Origin of the sequence: Streptomyces sp. NPDC006259 (assembly GCF_042870975.1) — a bacterium.
Classification (GTDB): Bacteria; Actinomycetota; Actinomycetes; order Streptomycetales; family Streptomycetaceae; genus Streptomyces.
In genome coordinates this window covers 230035-246935 of record NZ_JBIAHY010000004.1, presented here as the reverse complement: position 1 = coordinate 246935, position 16901 = coordinate 230035, and the positions used below count along the sequence as shown (strand labels likewise).

The window sequence follows — 16901 nt, the reverse complement described above, 5'->3', positions numbered from 1 at the left end:
CATGGCGCCGGATCCTCCCAGCCACCCGCGCGCAACCACGCCCGACACCGCCGCCGGAGGCGCGCCATCCACCGACTGGCCCACAATGACCCGGTGAACGACCTCGCCCCGCTCCTCTCCCCCGAGGGCCGCGCCCTCCTCGACGCCGTGCGCGGCACCGCCCCCGCCGACGAACTGGCCGTCGCCACCCGGCTGCGCCGCGAGCACCCCGCCGAGCTGGTCTCGGCGGCGCTCGGACAGGCCCGGCTGCGGCAGCGGGCGGCGGCGAAGTTCGGGGCCGAGGACGCGGAGCGGATGTTCTTCACGCCGAACGGGGTCGAGCAGTCGACCCGGGCGAGCGTCGCCGGCTACCGGGCCGAGCGGATGAGGGCGCGGGGCGTGACCTCCGTGGCCGACCTGTGCTGCGGGATCGGCGGCGACGCCGTCGCGTTCGCGCGCGCGGGGATCAGGGTGCTCGCCGTGGACCGGGACCCGCTGACGGCGGCGGTGGCGCGGGCCAACGCCGAGGCGCTGGGGCTCGCCGGCCTGATCGACGTACGGGAGGCGGACGTCACGGAGGTCGACACGGGCGGGTACGACGCCGTGTTCGTCGACCCGGCGCGGCGCGGCGGCCGGGGACGGATCTTCGATCCGGAGGCCTACTCGCCGCCGCTGTCATGGGCGATCGGAGCGGCGACGAGGGCCCCGCACGGGGCGCTGAAGGTCGCGCCCGGCATCCCGCACGACGTCGTCCCCGCCGACGCCGAGGCCGAGTGGATCTCCGACGGCGGGGACGTCAAGGAGGCCGTGCTGTGGTTCGGCACCGAGCCGGGCGCCGTGCGCGCCACCCTCCTCCCCGGCCCGCGCACGCTGCTCGGCACCGGCCTGCCCGATCCGCGGGTCCGGCCGGTCGGCCGCTATCTGTACGAGCCGGACGGTGCCGTCATCCGGTCCCACCTGGTCGCCGAGGTCGCGCGGGACCTGGACGGCGGGCTCGTCGACGAGACCATCGCCTACGTCACCGCGGACACGCTCCGGCCGACGCCGTACGCCACCGCCTACGAGATCACCGACCAGTTGCCCTTCAACGTGAAGAAGCTGAAGGCGCTGCTGCGGGAGCGGGGGGTGGGGATCCTCACCGTGAAGAAGCGCGGCTCGGCGGTGGAGCCGGAGGAACTGCGCAGGAAGGTCAGGCCGCAGGGGCGGAACTCGGCGACCGTGTTCCTCACCCGGGTCGCGGGGGCGCCGACGATGCTCGTCGGTCACCCGGCCTGAGCGGCCCGGCGCAGCAGCAGCTCCCGCTCCCGTTCGTTGCCGGCCAGCCGGGCGGCCCGTTCGAACTCCGCGCGTGCCTCCGCGGTACGGCCCAGGCGTTGGAGCAGGTCACCGCGGACGCTGGGGAGCAGGTGGTAGTCGCGCAGGGCCGGTTCGACGGTGAGGGTGTCGACGATCCGCAGGGCCGGTTCCGGGCCCTCGGCCATCGACACGGCGACCGCGCGGTTGAGTTCGACGACCGGGGAGGGCACGCGGGCCGCGAGCAGGCCGTAGAGGGCGGCGATGGCACGCCAGTCGGTCTCCTCGTAGGAGTACGCGTGCGCGTGGCAGGCGGCGATCGCGGCCTGGAGGGCGTACGGGCCGGGCGCGCCGGTGGCCACCGCCTCGGCGCGGCCCAGGGCGGTGATGCCGCGGGCGATGAGCATCCGGTTCCAGCGGCGCCGGTTCTGGTCCTTCAGCAGGACCGGGGCGCCGTCGGGGGCGGTGCGGGCGGCCGTGCGCGAGGACTGGAACTCCAGCAGCGCGGCCAGACCGTGCACCTCCGGTTCCGTCGGCATCAGCGCGGCCAGCTGCCGGGCGAGCCGCAGCGCGTCCTCGCACAGGCCGGGACGGAGCCAGTCGTCGCCGGCGGTGGCCGCGTACCCCTCGTTGAAGATCAGGTAGATGACGTCCAGGACGGAGCCGAGCCGGGCCTCGCGGTCGGGTCCGTACGGCACCTCGAAGGCGACGTTCTTCCTGGCCAGCGTGCGTTTGGCGCGGACGATCCGCTGGGCGACCGTGGACTCGGGGGTGAGGAAGGCGCGCGCGGTCTCGGCCGTGGTGAGGCCGCCGAGGAGCCGCAGGGTGAGGGCGATGCGGGCCTCGGCGGACAGCACCGGGTGACAGGTGGTGAAGACGAGGCGGAGGAGGTCGTCGTCGATGTCCTCCGGGTCGGAGGGCTCCGGTGCGGGCGTCGTCGTCTCCAGGTCCCGGCCGATCACCGCGAGTTTGCGGGCGTACGTCTCCCGGCGGCGGACCAGGTCGACGGCGCGGTGCCGCGCGGTGGCGGTGAGCCAGGCGCCGGGGTTGTCGGGGACGCCCTCGCGGGGCCACCGTTCGAGAGCGGCCACCAGGGCGTCCTGCGCCAGCTCCTCGGCGATCCCGACGTCCCGGACGATGCGGGCGACGGCGGCGACGACGCGGGGCGACTCCAGGCGGAAGACGGTTTCGATGGCGGCCGTGGCGCTGCGGGGCCCGGCGGCGGGCTGTTGATCCACAGCCCACCATCGAACACCCTCGGCGGGCCGCGGGGAAGGAGCCTCGGCCCTCCCCCGGCCATCGCCCTCCCCGGCTCCGGCTCCGGACCTCCCGGCTCCGGCCCCGGACCTCCCGGCACCGGTCCCGCGGCCTCAGCCTTCCGCGATCTCCCGGACCTCCAGCGTCAGGGTCCACTCGTCGCCGTGGACCTTCAGGAAGCGCTTGGCCCATTCCATCGCCTCGGCCCTGTCCTTGCACTGCATGATCGCGTAGCCGCCGACGACCTCCTTGGTCTCGGTGAAGGGGCCGTCGGTGACGGAGATCTCGCCGCCGTTCAGGTGGACGCGGGTGCCCTGCGCGGAGGGCAGCAGGCCGGCGGTGTCGAGCATGACGCCGGCCTTGGTGATCTCCTCGATCAGCTCCCCCATCCGCTCCATCAGCTCGGGGCTGGGGCCGTCGGCCGGCATGGTCGTCTCGTCGATCCTCACCAGGGACAGGTAGCGGGGCACGGTGACTCCTCGGACGGTGCGGGGGCCGGGCTCCTCCCGGCCTCTCACCCCTGCGTCGAACGGGGCACGGCCGGATCGACACCCTCGCCGACATTTCCCGAGTTTTCTCTCCGCTCCCTCCCCCGCTCCCTCCCCCGCTCTCTCCCCCGCTCTCTCCCCCGCTCTCTCCCCCGCTCTCTCCCCCGCTCTTTTCTCCGCGCCCCGCCGCAGCGGTCGTTTCCGCGGGTCACGGCTCATCCCTGCCTGAGTGAGGCCCACAGGTCGCTCGCCCGGGGCTCGTCGGGGATCACCCGGTTGGGATCGGAGGGGGCCGGCAGCACGGGCAGGGTGACGGTGGTGAGGTTCGCGGCGGACAGGCCCTCGAGGCTCCGGCCGAGTTCCGTCAGCTCGGCGAGGGAGTCCAGGCCGGTGTCGGTGGTGAGGCCGGCGGTGACCGCGTCGGCGACCCGGTAGAGCCGGGTGGGGCTTTTGAGCAGGGCGGTCGAGGCGATCTGCTCCAGCAGTGCCTTCACCAGGGTCTGCTGGAGGCCGATGCGGCCGAGGTCGCTGCCGTCCCCGATGCCGTGCCGGGTGCGGGCCAGGGCCAGGGCCCGGGTGCCGTCGAGATGGTGGGTGCCCGCCGCGAGGCTCAGGTGGCTGTCCTCGTCCTCGATGTCCTCGGCGGTGGTGACGGTGACCCCGCCGAGCGCGTCCACGAGCTTGGCGAAGCCGGCGAAGTCCACCTCGACGAAGTGGTCCATGCGGACGTCCGTGAGCGACTCGACGGTCTTGACCGCGCAGACCGGGCCGCCCAGCGCGTAGGCGCTGTTGAACATCGCGCCGTGGGAGACCTCGGTCGAGCCGCCGGAGGGCAGCGGGCAGGAGGGCCGGGTGACGAGGGTGTCGCGCGGGATGCTGACCACGGTGGCGCTGGTGCGGCCGGCGTCCACGTGCACGACCATCGCGGTGTCGGAGCGGGCCCCGGAGCTGTCCCCGCCGCCGAGTTCCCGGTTCTCGTCGCCGCCGCGCGAGTCCGAGCCCAGCACCAGGATGTTGACGGCCTCGGTGGGCAGCGGGACGGCGGAGGCCGTTCCGGACGGGGAGGGTGTGGTGACCGCGCGGGCCGGGCGGTTGTCGCCGAGCGCGCTGTCGACGTCGACGCCGCGTATGTTGTCGTCCAGGCGCCAGTAGACCCAGCCCGCCGCCGCCACGCCCAGCACCAGGGTGCCGGCCAGGCTGAGGCCGACGGCCCTGAGCGCTCCCGACCGCCGGCCCCGCCGGCTCTCCCCGGGCGGGCTCCCGTCCGCGCGCCCGTCCCCATGGTTGTCCCGGCCCCCGCGCCCGTCCCCGTGCTCGGTCTCGTGCCCGTTCGCGTCGTGTCCCGTCACGGGATGAACGTACGTCCGAATTATTGGGGAACTGTCAGGAACGGCGGCCGGAGCGGGACTTCTTCGGAAAATCTCACGGTCGAGGTGTCACTTTCACCCCAGTGCCACCACGGGCACCGGGTTGCTCCCGCTCCACGAGCCGTTGAACCCGAAGGTCACCGAACCGCCGTCGGGAACCGTCCCGTTGTACGAGGCGTTGGAACAGGTGACGGCCGCCCCCGTCTGCACGCAGATCGCGTTCCACGCCTGCGTGACCCGCTGCCCCGCCCCGAAGCTCCAGCTCGCCTTCCACGACGCCAGCGCCGCCCCCGAACAGGCGATCCTCACCTGCCCGGTGAAGCCGGTGTTCCACTGGCTGGTGACGCTGTAGGCCGCCGTGCAGGCACCCGTGGGCGGTTCCCCCGTGGTCCCGCCGAGCGCCTCGGCGATCGCGCGGTACGCCGGCTTCGGCGCGTAGTTCTCGTCGTAGGGCGTCGCCGCGCCCTGCCCGGGGAAGGTGTCCGGGATCCAGGAGTCGGAGTCGGTGAAGCCCCACACCGTGACACCGGCGCAGCGGGTCACCGCCAGGCAGGCGTTCATGACGGCCTTGTAGTCGGCGGCCTGCTGGGTGAGCTTGGCGCTGTCCGAGGGCAGTTGCATGCGGATGTCCAGCTCGGTGATCGCCACCTTCACACCGAGGTCGGCGAAGCGCTGGATGTTCTGCTGGAGGGTGGACGGGACCTGGCCGAGGATCAGGTGGGCCTGGAGGCCGACCCCGTCGATGGGGACGCCGCGCTCCTTCAGCGACTTCACCAGGTTGTACAGGGCGGTGGACTTCGCGTTGACGCCCTCGACGTTGTAGTCGTTGATGTACAGCTCGGCGGCCGGGTCGGCGGCCCGCGCCCGGGTGAGGGCGCTGGCGATGTAGTCCGCGCCGAGGCCGTTGTACCAGAGGGTCGGGCGGTAGGTGCCGTCCTCGTTGAAGGGCTCGTTGACGACGTCCCACGCGGCGACCCGGCCCTTGTAGCGCCCGACCTCGGTGCTGATGTGGTTCTGCATGAGCGTGCTGAGCTGGGCGGGCGTCCAGCTGCCGTTGGCCAGCCAGTTGGGGTTCTGGCTGTGCCAGACCAGGGTGTGGCCGCGCACGTCCTGGTCGTGGGCCTCGGCGAAGTCGACGATCCGGTCGGCCTCGGTCCAGTCGAAGCTGCCCTGGGCGGGCTCGACCGAGGCCCATTTCATGGCGTTGCCCGGGGTCAGCCAGTTGAACTCCCGGCCGGCGATGTCGCCGTAGGTCCCGGTGAGCTTCGAGCCGGTGACCGCCGTGCCCATGACCTTGCCCTTGGCGGCGGCGAGGTCGCGCAGCGGGGTGTCCGCGGCGTGCGCGGTGGTGGCGCCGGCGGTGATCAGCGCGCCGGCGGTGGCCACCCCGGCGAGCAGGGCGGCGAGCCGGGTGCGCAGGGACGCGCCGGCCGCTCCCGTGGACCGACCGGACGTCGCCGTGGACCGACCGGACGTCGCCGTGGACGGACTGGAGGTTCTCATTGCGGGTGCCTCCGAAAGTTTCGGTTGTGCAACCGATTGGCTTCGGAGGAGTGTGGAGGCGTCCTCCCCACCCGTCAATACGTCAACTTCCGGCCAACGGCGGCGCTCCCGTGCTCGCCCGCACCACCAGGCTGGTCGCCAGCTCCACCCTGGTCGCCGGGGGCTCGCCCTGGGACCGCCCCAGCTCCAGCACCAGCCGGGCCGCCGCCTCGGCCATCTCCGTGAGCGGCTGCCGTACGGTCGTCAGCGGGGGGCCGACCCAGCGGGCCACCGGCAGGTCGTCGAAGCCGACCACGCTGACGTCCTCGGGGATGCGCAGCCCCAGCTCGCGCGCGGCCTCGTAGAGACCGAGCGCCTGGAGGTCGTTGCCCGCGAACACGGCCGTGGGCCGGTCGGGGCGGGCGAGCAGCTCGCGGCCGAGCCGGTAACCGGTCTCGTGGTGGAAGTCGCCGGTCTTGACCATCTCCGGGTCCACCGGCAGCCCGGCCGTCTCCAGGGCCGCGCGGTAGCCGTCGAGCCGGGCCCGGCTGCACATCATCTGCGGCGGTCCGCTGATCACCCCGATCCGGCGGTGCCCCAGTTCGACCAGGTGCCGGGTGGCGGCGAGTCCGCCCTGCCAGTTGGTGGCCCCGATGGACGGCACGTCGGCGCCGGGGTCTCCCGCCGGGTCCATCACCACGAACGGGATGGACCGGCTGGTCAGCAGCGCCCGCTGGGACTCGTCGAGCCCGGACAGCACGAGCACCACGCCGTGCGGGCGGCGCGCGGCGACCTGGTCGGCCCAGGTCCGTCCGGGGGTGAGCCGCCCGGCGCTCTCGCTGAGCACCACGCTCAGCCCGGCGTCGCGCGCCACGTTCTCCACGCCCCGGATGACCTCCATCGCCCAGGCGCTCTCCAGCTCGTGGAAGACCAGGTCGATCAGGGGCGAGCGGGTCGCCTCGGCCCGGCGCCGCCGGTAGCCGTGGGCGCGCAGCAGCTCCTCGACGCGGGTCCGGGTGGCGGGGGCGACGTCGGCGCGCCCGTTGAGGACCTTCGAAACAGTCGGCGCCGACACACCGGCCTCGCGGGCGATCTCCGCGAGGGTGGCGGTCTGCGCCGCGGGTCGCCGTGTCGGCCGGTCTTCGGTCCGCGTCTCAGTGGGCTCCGAGGGTGTCATGGCGGCGATCGTATCCCCGCGCTCCCTCTTGACGAACCCATGGTGACGCCATAGGTTCCCGGAACATTCGAAGTGCAGCTCGAAACATTCGTACGGTTGGAATCCAGCATTGGTGGCTCACCGACCTCTGACAGGAGCTTCATGACCACCGCCCCCTGGCGTGACCCCGCCCTGCCCGCAGCCGCCCGCGTCGACGACCTCCTCTCCCGGATGACCCTCGAGGAGAAGACCGCCCAGCTGTACGGCGTCTGGGTGGGCGCCGAGACGGACGGCGACGGAGTCGCCCCGCACCAGCACGACATGACCGCCGACTACGACTGGGACGAGCTGATCACCAGGGGACTCGGCCAGCTGACCCGCTCCTTCGGCACGGCCCCCGTGGACCCCGCGCTCGGCGCCCGCGCGCTGGCCCGCGCCCAGCGCCGGATCGCCGCCGCCGGCCGCTTCGGCATCCCCGCGGTGGCCCACGAGGAGTGCCTGGCCGGCTTCACCGCCTGGCGCGCCACCGCCTACCCGGTGCCGCTCGCCTGGGGCGCCGCCTTCGACCCGCCGCTGGTCGAGGAGATGGCCCGGCACATCGGCCGCGACCTGCGCGCGGTCGGCGTCCACCAGGGACTCGCCCCGGTCCTGGACGTCGTACGCGATCCGCGCTGGGGCCGGGTCGAGGAGACCATCGGCGAGGACCCGTACCTGGTCGGCACGGTCGGCACGGCCTATGTCCGCGGGCTGGAGTCGGCCGGGATCGTCGCCACGCTCAAGCACTTCGCCGGGTACGCCTCCTCGGTGGGCGCCCGCAACCTCGCTCCCGTGCGGGCGGGCACCCGCGAGTTCGCGGACGTGACCCTGCCGCCGTTCGAGATGGCGCTGCGCGAGGGCGGCGCCCGCTCGGTCATGGCCGCCTACACGGAACGCGACGGCGTCCCGGCCTCCGCCGACCCGGAACTGCTCACCCGGCTGCTGCGCGAGGAATGGGGCTTCACCGGCACGGTGGTCGCCGACTACTTCGGCATCGGCTTCCTCCAGACCCTGCACCGGGTCGCGGGCACGCCCGCGCGCGCCGCCCACCTCGCGCTGGAGGCCGGCATCGACGTCGAGCTGCCGACGGTGAAGTACTACGGCGACGTGCTGATCGCGGCCGTACGCGCGGGCGAGGTCCCCGAGGAGCTGATCGACCGGGCCGCCCGCCGCGTCCTGCTCCAGAAGTGCGAGCTGGGCCTCCTGGACGAGGACTGGCGGCCCGAGACCCCGGAGCGGATCGACCTCGACTCGGCGGCGAACCGCGCGGTGGCCCGCCGGCTGGCCGAGCAGTCGGTGGTCCTGCTGGACAACCCGGACGGCCTGCTCCCCCTCCCCCCCGACACCCGGATCGCGGTCGTCGGCCCGAGGGCGGCGGACGCCCTGGCGATGCTCGGCTGCTACTCCTTCCCCTCCCACGTCCTCACCCACCACCCCGAGGCCGAGCTGGGGATCGAGATCCCGACCCTGCTGGAGTCCCTGCGCGCCGAACTCCCCGACGCCAAGGTGACGTACGCCGAAGGCTGCCCGGTGTCCGACCCGGACACCACGGGCATCGAGGAGGCGGTGGCCAGGACCGCGGAGGCGGACGTGTGCGTGGCGGTCCTGGGCGACCGGGCGGGCCTGTTCGGGCGGGGCACCTCGGGCGAGGGCTGCGACGTGGCGGACCTGCGACTGCCCGGCGCGCAGGGCGAGCTGCTGGACGCCCTGGTGGCGACGGGCGTCCCGGTGGTCCTCGTCCTGCTCACCGGCCGCCCCTACGCGCTGGGCCGCTGGCACGGCCGTCTGGGCGCCGTCGTCCAGGCCTTCTTCCCCGGCGAGGAGGGGGGTCCGGCGGTCGCGGGGGTGCTGGCGGGCCGCGTCAACCCCTCGGGCCGCCTGCCCGTGAGCGTGCCGCGGGCGCCGGGCGGCCAGCCGTGGACCTACCTCCAGCCGCCCCTGGGCCTGGCCGGAGAGGTCAGCAACCTGGACCCGACTCCGCTGTACCCCTTCGGACACGGCCGCTCGTACACCACGTTCGCCTGGGAGGACGTCGACGGACCGGGGACCGGCCTCGGCACGGACGGCTCGTACGACCTCTCGCTGACCGTCCGCAACACCGGCGACCGGGCGGGCGCCGACGTCGTCCAGCTCTATCTGCACGACCCGGTGGCCGACGTGACCCGGCCGGACGTACGGCTGATCGGCTACCAGCGGCTGGAACTGCCCGCGGGCGGGTCGGCCCGCGTGACCTTCCACTTCCACACCGACCTGTCGGCCTTCACCGACCGCGCGGGACGGCGCGTGGTGGAGCCGGGCGACCTGGAGCTGCGGCTCGGGACGTCCAGCGCGGACGTACGGCACACGGCGCGGCTCAGCCTCACGGGGCCGGTCCGGGTCCTGGGGCCGGACCGGCGGCTGTGCTGCGAGACCCGGGTCTCGGCGTCGGGGTGACGGTCCGGGTCGGAGGGCGGGGCCCAGGGAGGCTCGGCGGTCCGGTCAGTCCCCGTCCAGCGCCTCGAACCGCCACCGGTGCACGGCGCGCGTGACCAGCCGACCGTCGGGCTCCGGCAGTTCCGGCAGGTCCGCGTCGAGGTCCGCGTCCCACCAGGTGATGACGAGGACCCGGTCCCCCGGGGCGCGGAAGGTCTCACGGCGCACCGGTGGGCGCGGGAGCCGCTGCTCCCGCGCCCACGCCAGCAGTTCCGCGCCCCGGCCGTCCACCGCGCGGGCCTCCCACATCAGCGCCACGGTCACGGGTACAGGTTCTCCTCGCCGGCCTGGTGCACATGGTCGTGGCCGTGCGCGCGGCCGGGCACGTGCGGGTCGGTCACCGGCAGGGACGAGTCCGCCGACAGGTCCCAGTCGGAGGCGGGCCGGTTGCGGGCCACCATCTCCGCGCCGAGCGCCGCGACCATCGCACCGTTGTCCGTGCACAGCTTGGGCCGGGGCACCCGCAGCCGGATGCCTGCGGCCTCGCAGCGCTCCTGGGCCAGGACGCGCAGCCGGGAGTTGGCCGCGACGCCGCCGCCGATCATCAGGTGGTCGACGCCCTGGTCACGGCAGGCCCGGACGGCCTTGCGGGTCAGCACGTCCACCACCGCCTCCTGGAAGGAGGCCGCCACGTCCCGCACCGGCACCTCCTCGCCCGCGGCCCGCTTCGCCTCGATCCAGCGGGCGACCGCCGTCTTGAGACCGGAGAAGGAGAAGTCGTACGCCGGGTCGCGCGGCCCGGTCAGGCCGCGCGGGAAGGCGATCGCGGACGGGTCGCCCTCGCGCGCGTACCGGTCGATGACCGGGCCGCCGGGGAAGCCGAGGTTCAGCACACGGGCGATCTTGTCGAAGGCCTCGCCGGCCGCGTCGTCGATCGTCGCGCCCATCGGGCGGACGTCGGAGGTGATGTCCGAGGAGAGCAGCAGCGAGGAGTGGCCGCCGCTCACCAGGAGGGCCATCGTCGGCTCCGGCAGCGGGCCGTGCTCCAACTGGTCCACGCAGATGTGCGAGGCCAGGTGATTCACGCCGTACAGCGGCTTGCCGAGGGCGTACGCGTACGCCTTCGCCGCCGACACGCCGACCAGGAGCGCGCCCGCCAGACCGGGACCCGCCGTGACGGCGATGCCGTCGAGGTCCTTCGCGGAGACACCCGCCTCCTTCAGCGCCCGGTCGATGGTCGGGACCATCGCCTCCAGGTGCGCCCGGCTCGCCACCTCCGGCACGACCCCGCCGAAGCGGGCGTGCTCGTCGACGCTGGAGGCGATGGCGTCCGCCAGCAGGGTGGTGCCGCGGACGATGCCGACGCCGGTCTCGTCACAGGAGGTCTCGATGCCGAGGACGAGCGGTTCGTCAGTCATTGATCTCGGTTCCTTGTACTGATGTCGATTCCGTGGTGGAGCCACTGTCGGATGCCGTGGTCAGGCGCATCACGAGGGCGTCCACGTTCCCCGGCTGGTAGTAGCCCCGCCGGAAGCCGATGGGCTGGAAGCCGAAGCGCTGGTACAGCTTCTGCGCCCGGACGTTGTCCACCCGGCACTCCAGCATGACCTCGGCGCACTCGAAGGCCGTCGCGGCCCGCAGCAGCTCGGCCAGCAGCCTGCCGCCCAGTCCGGTGCCCCAGTGGTCGCGGGCGACGGCGATGGTCTGGACGTCGGCGAGGTCACCGGCGGAGGCGAGGCCGGCGTAGCCGACGACGCGGTCGCCGTGCTCGGCCACCACGTACCGGCGGGTGGCCTCGGGACCGCGGGAGTGCGCCAGTTCGGACCAGAACATGCCGCGCGACCAGGCGTCCTGGGGGAAGAGGGCCTTCTCGAGTTCGAGGACGGGATCGATGTCCCACCAGCGCATCTCGCGCAGCGCGGGGGTTACGGGTTCGGTCACTTGGGGGTGACCACCTTGTAGTTCTTGGGGACCTGGGCGTCGGGCCGGCGCAGGTAGAGCGGGCGGGGAGCCGCGAGTTCCTCGCCCGCGGCCAGCTTCTCGGCGGCCAGGGAGGCGAGGGCGGCGGCGGACACGTGCTCCGGCTCGTGCGCCGAGGGGAAGGTGTCCGGGTAGAGCAGCGCGCCCGCGCCGACCGCGGGCAGCCCCGCCACCTGGTCGGCGATGTCGGCCGGCCGGTCGACGCGGGGGTCGGTGAGGCGGGTGCGGGAGTCGGCGTAGCGCGCCCAGTAGACCTCCTTGCGGCGGGCGTCGGTCGCCACGACGAAGGGGCCGTCGAGGTCGGCGGCGTAGGCGAGGCCGTCGAGGGTGCACAGGCCGTGCACGGGCACGCCGAGCGCGAGCCCGAACGTGTCGGCGGTCATCAGGCCGACGCGCAGCCCGGTGTACGGGCCGGGGCCGATGCCGACGACGATGTCGGTGACGGCGTCGAGCCGGTGCCCCGCGGTGGCGAGGAGACGGTCGACGGCCGGCAGCAGCAGCTCACCGTGCCGGCGCGCGTCCACCTGGCCGGCCGAGGCGAGGACGTCCGTACCGTCGTGCAGGGCGACGGTGACGGCGGGGGTGGCGGTATCCAGAGCGAGCAAGAGCACGCGAACAGCGTACGGCTCCGCGGGGCCCGGGCACGGCCGCCCGGATACGGGGCCCACCGGCTGCTAACGTCGCCGCGAGGGCACGGGCGTACGACGAAGAGGTGGTCGCGGTGGCAGGCAGCAGCTCGACTTTCGTGGCCGCGCTCACCGCGGCGGCCGTCGCGACCGTCGGGTTCCTCGCCTTCCAGGCCTCGGCCACTGTGCCGGCCGACCTCGCCGAACCGCGGGTGAGCGCCTCCTCGGCGACGACGAAGGCGCACGGCGACACCCGCGACACCACCGCGCTGCCGCCCGGCTCCGGCACGGGCGCGCGGGTGGTGTACTCGGTGGACGACGACCGGGTGTGGCTGGTGGACGAGGACGGCACGGCCCGGCGCACCTTCCCGGTGACCCCGGGCAGCGTCGACCCGCTCCCCGGCACCTACACCGTCACCTCCCGCTCGGGCGCGGTCACCGGCACGGACGGCATCCCCATCGAGCACGTGGTGCGGTTCGCCGACGTCGGGGGCGTGTCGATCGGCTTCAGCGCGGCCGTCGACGGCGCCCCGCCGGCTGCCGACCCGGCCAGGAGGACGGGCGGGATCCGCGCCTCGCGCGCGGACGGGAACGCGATCTGGGAGTTCGCGACGATCGGCGAGCGGATCGTCGTGGTCCGCTAGCGGGTCAGGCGGCTTCCCGGTGCCGGGTGTGCGGCCTGTCGGCCGCCGCCGTCGGCTCCGGCTCGCGCGGTGGGCGGGAGACGGCTTCCGCGGCGGCGCAGGACGCCAGCAGGTCGCGCACGGACACCCCGGCGAGGGCGGACGGCCGCTGCGGGGCCTTGGGCTCGATGGCCGGCATGACGCCTCCTGAGGGCCGGGGCGGACCTAGTTAGGTAGACCTAACCAAGGGCGGGATACCATGTGACCACGCCCGGGACACCGAACGCAACATTTTGCCGACGGCTTGTCGGAACGTTCACGGACGGCACCGCGGACACGGGCAGGCGCCCAGGGCCGCCGGGCAGACCGCGGCCACCGGCACGGCCCGGTCCATCGGCACCGCCCGATCCACGGCACGCTCGGATCCGCCGACGCGCCCGGCTCTGCGGCCCGGTCGGATCCGCCGGCGTCCCACCGCCCGCCGCGCTCAGGCCGCGGACAGCCATCAGCCCGCCGTGCCCAGTCCCTCGACCCGCGGGGATCCGCCGACGTCGCCCAGCTCTCCGGCATTCCCGAGACCGCCGACACCCTGCGCGCCTCGCTCAGGCCGCCGACACCCATCAGTCCCCTGCCTCCGATCCCCCGGCACTCCCCTCCACCGGCGCGCTCGGCCTCCCGCACGCCCAGGCCTAGGCACGCCCCGGCCGTCGCCCCCCTCAGGCCCGCCGGCAGCCCAGCCCGCCGACACGCCCGGACCACCACCGGCACGCCCTGGGCCACCGGCCGCCCGCTCATGTCCGCCGGCACTCTCGGCCGTCCGACACGGTCAGATCCGCGAGCGTCCTGCCCGCCTCGCTCAGGCCGCCGACACCCACCGGCCCGCCGCGCAGGAGGCCCCCGGCACGCTCGTATCCGCCGACGCGCTCAGGCCCGCCGGCAGCCCAGCGCAACCCAGCCCAGCCCAGCCCACCGGCATGCCCAGGGCCGCCGGCCCGCTCACGTCCGCCGGCACGCCGCCCTCTGACCGTCAGTTCGCCAGTGCGGTCAGATCCGCCGACGTCCAGCGTTCGCCCAGACCGGTGACCGTCACCCGGCGCACCTCGTCCGTGGTGTCGCCCACGGCTCGGTGGATGCGTACCTGGAGCCGCTCCTCGGTCAGTTCCTCGACCTTGCCCTCGCCCCACTCCACGACGATCACGGACTCGGGCAGGGACACGTCGAGGTCGAGGTCCTCCATCTCGTCGAGCCCGCCGCCCAGGCGGTACGCGTCGACGTGGACGAGCGGCGGACCGTCCCCGAGGGGCGGGTGGACCCGGGCGATCACGAACGTCGGGGAGGTGACCGCGCCCCGCACGCCGAGTCCCTCACCGAGCCCGCGCGTCAGCGTCGTCTTGCCCGCGCCCAGCTCCCCGCTGAGCATCACGAGATCGCCGGCGCGCAGCAGTCCGGCCAGGCGGCGGCCCAGATCCCGCATCTGCTCGGGGGAGGTCACGGTCAGGTCGGTCTCAGCCGGGTTGCGCGCTGCTGCTGGTGCTTCCATAGCCACCCACGGTAACGCCTGCCGGTACGGCACCCGCGCGGGTGAGCAGGTCGGCGAGGCGGTCGGTGACGACCTCGGGGTGCTCCAGCATCACGAGGTGCCCGGCGTCGGGGACGAGGACCAGTTCGGCGTCCGGCAGCAGGTCGGCGATGGCCTCGCTGTGCTCGCTGGGAGTCACCAGGTCCCCGATGCCGGCCAGCACCAGCACCGGCATGTCCGTGAAGCAGGCGAGCGCCTCGGTCTTGTCGTGGTCGGTGAAGGCCGGGTAGAACTCGGCGACCACGTCGATCGGCGTGCCCTCGATCATCCGCTCGGCGAAGCGGGCGACGGCCGGATCCACGTCCCGCGACGCGAACGAGTACCGCTTGATGATCCCGGTGAACAGATCGGCGGTGGCCCGCCGCCCCTTCTCCACCAGCGCGGCCTGCTGCCCCAGCGCCTTCAGCACGCCCGGCAGCACCCGCCGCACGGCGTTCACCCCGGCGACCGGGAGCCCGAAGTTCACCTCGCCGAGCCGCCCGGACGACGTACCGACGAAGGCCGTGGCGGCGACCCGCTCGCGGATCAGCTCGGGGTACTGCGCGGCCAGCGCCATGACGGTCATCCCGCCCATCGAGTGCCCGACGAGCACGATCGGCCCCTCGGGCACGGCCGCGTCGATGACGGCTTTCAGGTCCCGCCCCAGCTGGTCGATGGTGAGCGGCTCGCCGTCCCGCAGCTGGGCGGCGCCGCGCGCGGACCGGCCGTGACTGCGCTGGTCCCAGTACACGGTCCGTACGACGCCCCGCAGGGCCGCCCGCTGGAAGTGCCAGGAGTCCTGGGTGAGGCAGTAGCCGTGGCTGAAGACCACCGTGACGGGGAGCGGGGACTTGCGGCCGAACAGCCGGCGCCGCCGGTTCGCCGGTCCGCCCTGCGGCTCCGCGTCGTCGACCTCGTAGTACAGCTCGGTGCCGTCGTCGGAGTACGCCTTGCCGGGGGTGCCGCGCAGCGCGCCGTACGGGCCGGTCGAGTCGAGGGCGAGGCGGGCCCTCGCCCGCATGCCCCGCCCGACGGTCATCCGCTCCAGGGCGACTCCGGCGGCGGCCCCCGCGGCGATCACGCCTATCGCGGCGCCCGCGACGCCGGTCGCCCGGCGCCAGCCGCCGGCCCCCGTCGCGGCGGCGGCGTCGACGACCGCCGAGGCGGCACTCGCCACTGCCTCCGCGCTGCTCTCGCTCACGTACCGCTCCTCTTCGCCTGGTGTCGCCGGGTGCCGCCGGGTGCCGGGGCACCCGCGCGTGGGTACCCGTCTGGTTCCTCGTTCACATGAACCGCATGCACGCGAATCGAATGGATGCGCGTCAATACCTGCGGGGGCGCGCTCAGGGACGCGCGCTCACGGAGTGCGGTGCGCCTCGTCCGTCCCGTTCACATGGACGCGGGGAACGCGTGATCCGATGCGCGTGACGATCTCGTACGCGATGGTGCCCGCGGCCTGCGCCCAATCCTCGGCGGTGGGCTCCCCCCGGTCGCCGGGTCCGAAGAGCACGGCCTCCTCGCCGGGGCCGGGCCGGTCGCCGCCGAGGTCGACGACGAACTGGTCCATCGCGATCCGCCCGGCGACCGTGCGCCACTTGCCGCCGATGAGGACGGGACCGGTACCGGAGGCGTGCCGGGGGACGCCGTCGGCGTACCCGAGGGGGACCAGGCCGAGGGTGGTCTCGCCGGGGGTCGTGTAGTGGTGGCCGTAGCTGACGCCGTGGCCGCCCGGCACCCCCTTCACCAGGGCCAGCGAGGCCGCCAGCGTCATCACCGGGCGCAGCCCCAGGTCGGCGGAGGAGCCCAGCTCGGGGCTGGGCGAGACGCCGTACATGGCGATGCCCGGCCGGATCAGGTCGAAGTGGGACTCGGGGAGGGTGAGCGCGGCCGGCGAGTTGGCGATGTGCCGCACCTCGGGCCGTACGCCCCGCCCCTCGGCGTACGCCAACATCTCGCGGAAGCGGGCGAGCTGGGCGGCGATCGAAGGGTGGCCGGGCTCGTCGGCGCAGGCGAAGTGGGACCACAGGCCGGTGATCCGGACCAGGCCCTCGCGTTCGGCGCGCAGCGTCTCGGCGACCAGTTCGGGCCAGTCGGCGGGCTGGCAGCCGTTGCGTCCGAGGCCGGTGTCGGCCTTCAGCTGGACACGGGCGGCCCGCCCGGCGAGCCGTGCCCCCTCGACGACCTCGCGCAGCGCCCACAGGCCGCTCACGGACACGTCCAGGTCCGCCTCGACGGCCTCCCGCCAGGGCCCGCCCGGCGTCCACAGCCAGCACATGATCCGGACGTCCGCCGGCAGGCCCGCGCCCGCGCGCAGCGCGAGCGCCTCCTCCGGAGTGGCGGTGCCGATCCAGCCGGCGCCCGCGTCGACGGCGGCGCGGGCACAGGCGGCCGCGCCGTGGCCGTATCCGTCGGCCTTCACCACGGCCATGAACGCCGCGCCGGGCGCCTTCGCGCGCAGCGCGCGCACGTTGGCCCGCAGCGCGGCCAGATCGATCTCGGCACGGGCACGCTGCGGGGCGGCGGTCGGCTGTGCAGTCTCACTCATCGAGCCCAGTCTCTCAGAGCCTGCGGACACGCCCTAAGAGCCGGGCCGGATCCGCCGACCGCCGCCCCCTCGGGCCGCGCCCCGGGGCCGGACGGCGTG

Annotated in this window: 16 protein-coding genes; 3 read left to right on the top strand and 13 right to left on the bottom strand. The window is 74.3% G+C overall.

What is annotated here, in order from left to right; translation table 11 throughout:
- Positions 1-93 precede the first annotated feature (93 nt).
- Positions 94-1254, top strand: coding sequence for a methyltransferase domain-containing protein (locus ACFYO5_RS17800; protein ID WP_388709575.1), 1161 nt, complete (start codon positions 94-96; stop codon positions 1252-1254).
- On the opposite strand, the gene ACFYO5_RS17795 is transcribed toward ACFYO5_RS17800, so the two are convergent.
- From ACFYO5_RS17795 to ACFYO5_RS17775, 5 genes are all read right to left on the bottom strand, one after another.
- Positions 1242-2510, bottom strand: coding sequence for a sigma-70 family RNA polymerase sigma factor (locus ACFYO5_RS17795; RefSeq protein WP_356560280.1), 1269 nt, complete (start codon positions 2508-2510; stop codon positions 1242-1244). The genes ACFYO5_RS17800 and ACFYO5_RS17795 overlap by 13 nt on opposite strands.
- Positions 2511-2642: 132 nt before the next feature.
- Positions 2643-2999 (bottom strand): YciI family protein, encoded by a 357-nt coding sequence (locus ACFYO5_RS17790; protein WP_388709573.1) that lies wholly within the window; start codon positions 2997-2999, stop codon positions 2643-2645.
- Between the two features lie 233 nt (positions 3000-3232).
- The gene (locus ACFYO5_RS17785; RefSeq protein WP_388709571.1) at positions 3233-4366 is read right to left on the bottom strand and encodes an LCP family protein; all 1134 of its coding nucleotides are present in this window, start codon (positions 4364-4366) and stop codon (positions 3233-3235) included.
- 93 nt (positions 4367-4459) lie between these two features.
- The gene (locus tag ACFYO5_RS17780; protein WP_388709569.1) at positions 4460-5887 is read right to left on the bottom strand and encodes an endo-1,4-beta-xylanase; all 1428 of its coding nucleotides are present in this window, start codon (positions 5885-5887) and stop codon (positions 4460-4462) included.
- A gap of 82 nt (positions 5888-5969) precedes the next feature.
- Positions 5970-7043: a LacI family DNA-binding transcriptional regulator gene (locus tag ACFYO5_RS17775; RefSeq protein WP_356560283.1), complete on the bottom strand. Its 1074-nt coding sequence runs from the start codon at positions 7041-7043 to the stop codon at positions 5970-5972.
- 141 nt (positions 7044-7184) lie between these two features.
- On the opposite strand from ACFYO5_RS17775, the gene ACFYO5_RS17770 reads away from it, so the two are divergent.
- Complete coding sequence (locus ACFYO5_RS17770; protein WP_388709566.1) at positions 7185-9491, top strand: glycoside hydrolase family 3 N-terminal domain-containing protein; 2307 nt, start codon at positions 7185-7187, stop codon at positions 9489-9491.
- A 45-nt stretch (positions 9492-9536) separates the two neighbouring features.
- On the opposite strand, the gene ACFYO5_RS17765 is transcribed toward ACFYO5_RS17770, so the two are convergent.
- Genes ACFYO5_RS17765 through tsaB form a run of 4 tightly spaced genes read right to left on the bottom strand, consistent with a single transcriptional unit; the run spans position 9537 to position 12061 of the window.
- Positions 9537-9794 (bottom strand): hypothetical protein, encoded by a 258-nt coding sequence (locus ACFYO5_RS17765; protein ID WP_356560285.1) that lies wholly within the window; start codon positions 9792-9794, stop codon positions 9537-9539.
- Complete coding sequence (tsaD, locus tag ACFYO5_RS17760) at positions 9791-10888, bottom strand: tRNA (adenosine(37)-N6)-threonylcarbamoyltransferase complex transferase subunit TsaD (protein ID WP_388709564.1); 1098 nt, start codon at positions 10886-10888, stop codon at positions 9791-9793. Before tsaD ends, ACFYO5_RS17765 begins: the two co-directional genes overlap by 4 nt.
- Positions 10881-11411 carry a ribosomal protein S18-alanine N-acetyltransferase gene (gene rimI, locus ACFYO5_RS17755; protein WP_388709562.1) on the bottom strand — a complete coding sequence of 177 codons (531 nt, stop codon included), beginning with the start codon at positions 11409-11411 and terminating at the stop codon, positions 10881-10883. Before rimI ends, tsaD begins: the two co-directional genes overlap by 8 nt.
- Positions 11408-12061: a tRNA (adenosine(37)-N6)-threonylcarbamoyltransferase complex dimerization subunit type 1 TsaB gene (gene tsaB / locus ACFYO5_RS17750; RefSeq protein WP_356560288.1), complete on the bottom strand. Its 654-nt coding sequence runs from the start codon at positions 12059-12061 to the stop codon at positions 11408-11410. Before tsaB ends, rimI begins: the two co-directional genes overlap by 4 nt.
- A gap of 110 nt (positions 12062-12171) precedes the next feature.
- On the opposite strand from tsaB, the gene ACFYO5_RS17745 reads away from it, so the two are divergent.
- The gene (locus ACFYO5_RS17745; protein WP_388709560.1) at positions 12172-12720 is read left to right on the top strand and encodes a hypothetical protein; all 549 of its coding nucleotides are present in this window, start codon (positions 12172-12174) and stop codon (positions 12718-12720) included.
- Between the two features lie 4 nt (positions 12721-12724).
- Here the strand turns inward: ACFYO5_RS17745 and ACFYO5_RS17740 are convergent, their stop codons facing one another.
- The 4 genes from ACFYO5_RS17740 to alr all read right to left on the bottom strand — a co-directional run bounded on the left by ACFYO5_RS17740 (position 12725) and on the right by alr (position 16802).
- A complete protein-coding gene (locus ACFYO5_RS17740; RefSeq protein WP_356560290.1) occupies positions 12725-12898 on the bottom strand; it encodes a hypothetical protein in 174 nt (57 codons plus the stop codon).
- Positions 12899-13726: 828 nt separating this feature from the next.
- Complete coding sequence (gene tsaE / locus ACFYO5_RS17735) at positions 13727-14239, bottom strand: tRNA (adenosine(37)-N6)-threonylcarbamoyltransferase complex ATPase subunit type 1 TsaE (protein WP_388709557.1); 513 nt, start codon at positions 14237-14239, stop codon at positions 13727-13729.
- A complete protein-coding gene (locus ACFYO5_RS17730; protein WP_388709555.1) occupies positions 14205-15458 on the bottom strand; it encodes an alpha/beta fold hydrolase in 1254 nt (417 codons plus the stop codon). Before ACFYO5_RS17730 ends, tsaE begins: the two co-directional genes overlap by 35 nt.
- A 156-nt stretch (positions 15459-15614) precedes the next feature.
- Entirely contained in the window at positions 15615-16802 is a 1188-nt protein-coding gene (gene alr, locus ACFYO5_RS17725; RefSeq protein WP_388709553.1) for an alanine racemase, read from the bottom strand.
- Between the last annotated feature and the right edge of the window lie 99 nt (positions 16803-16901).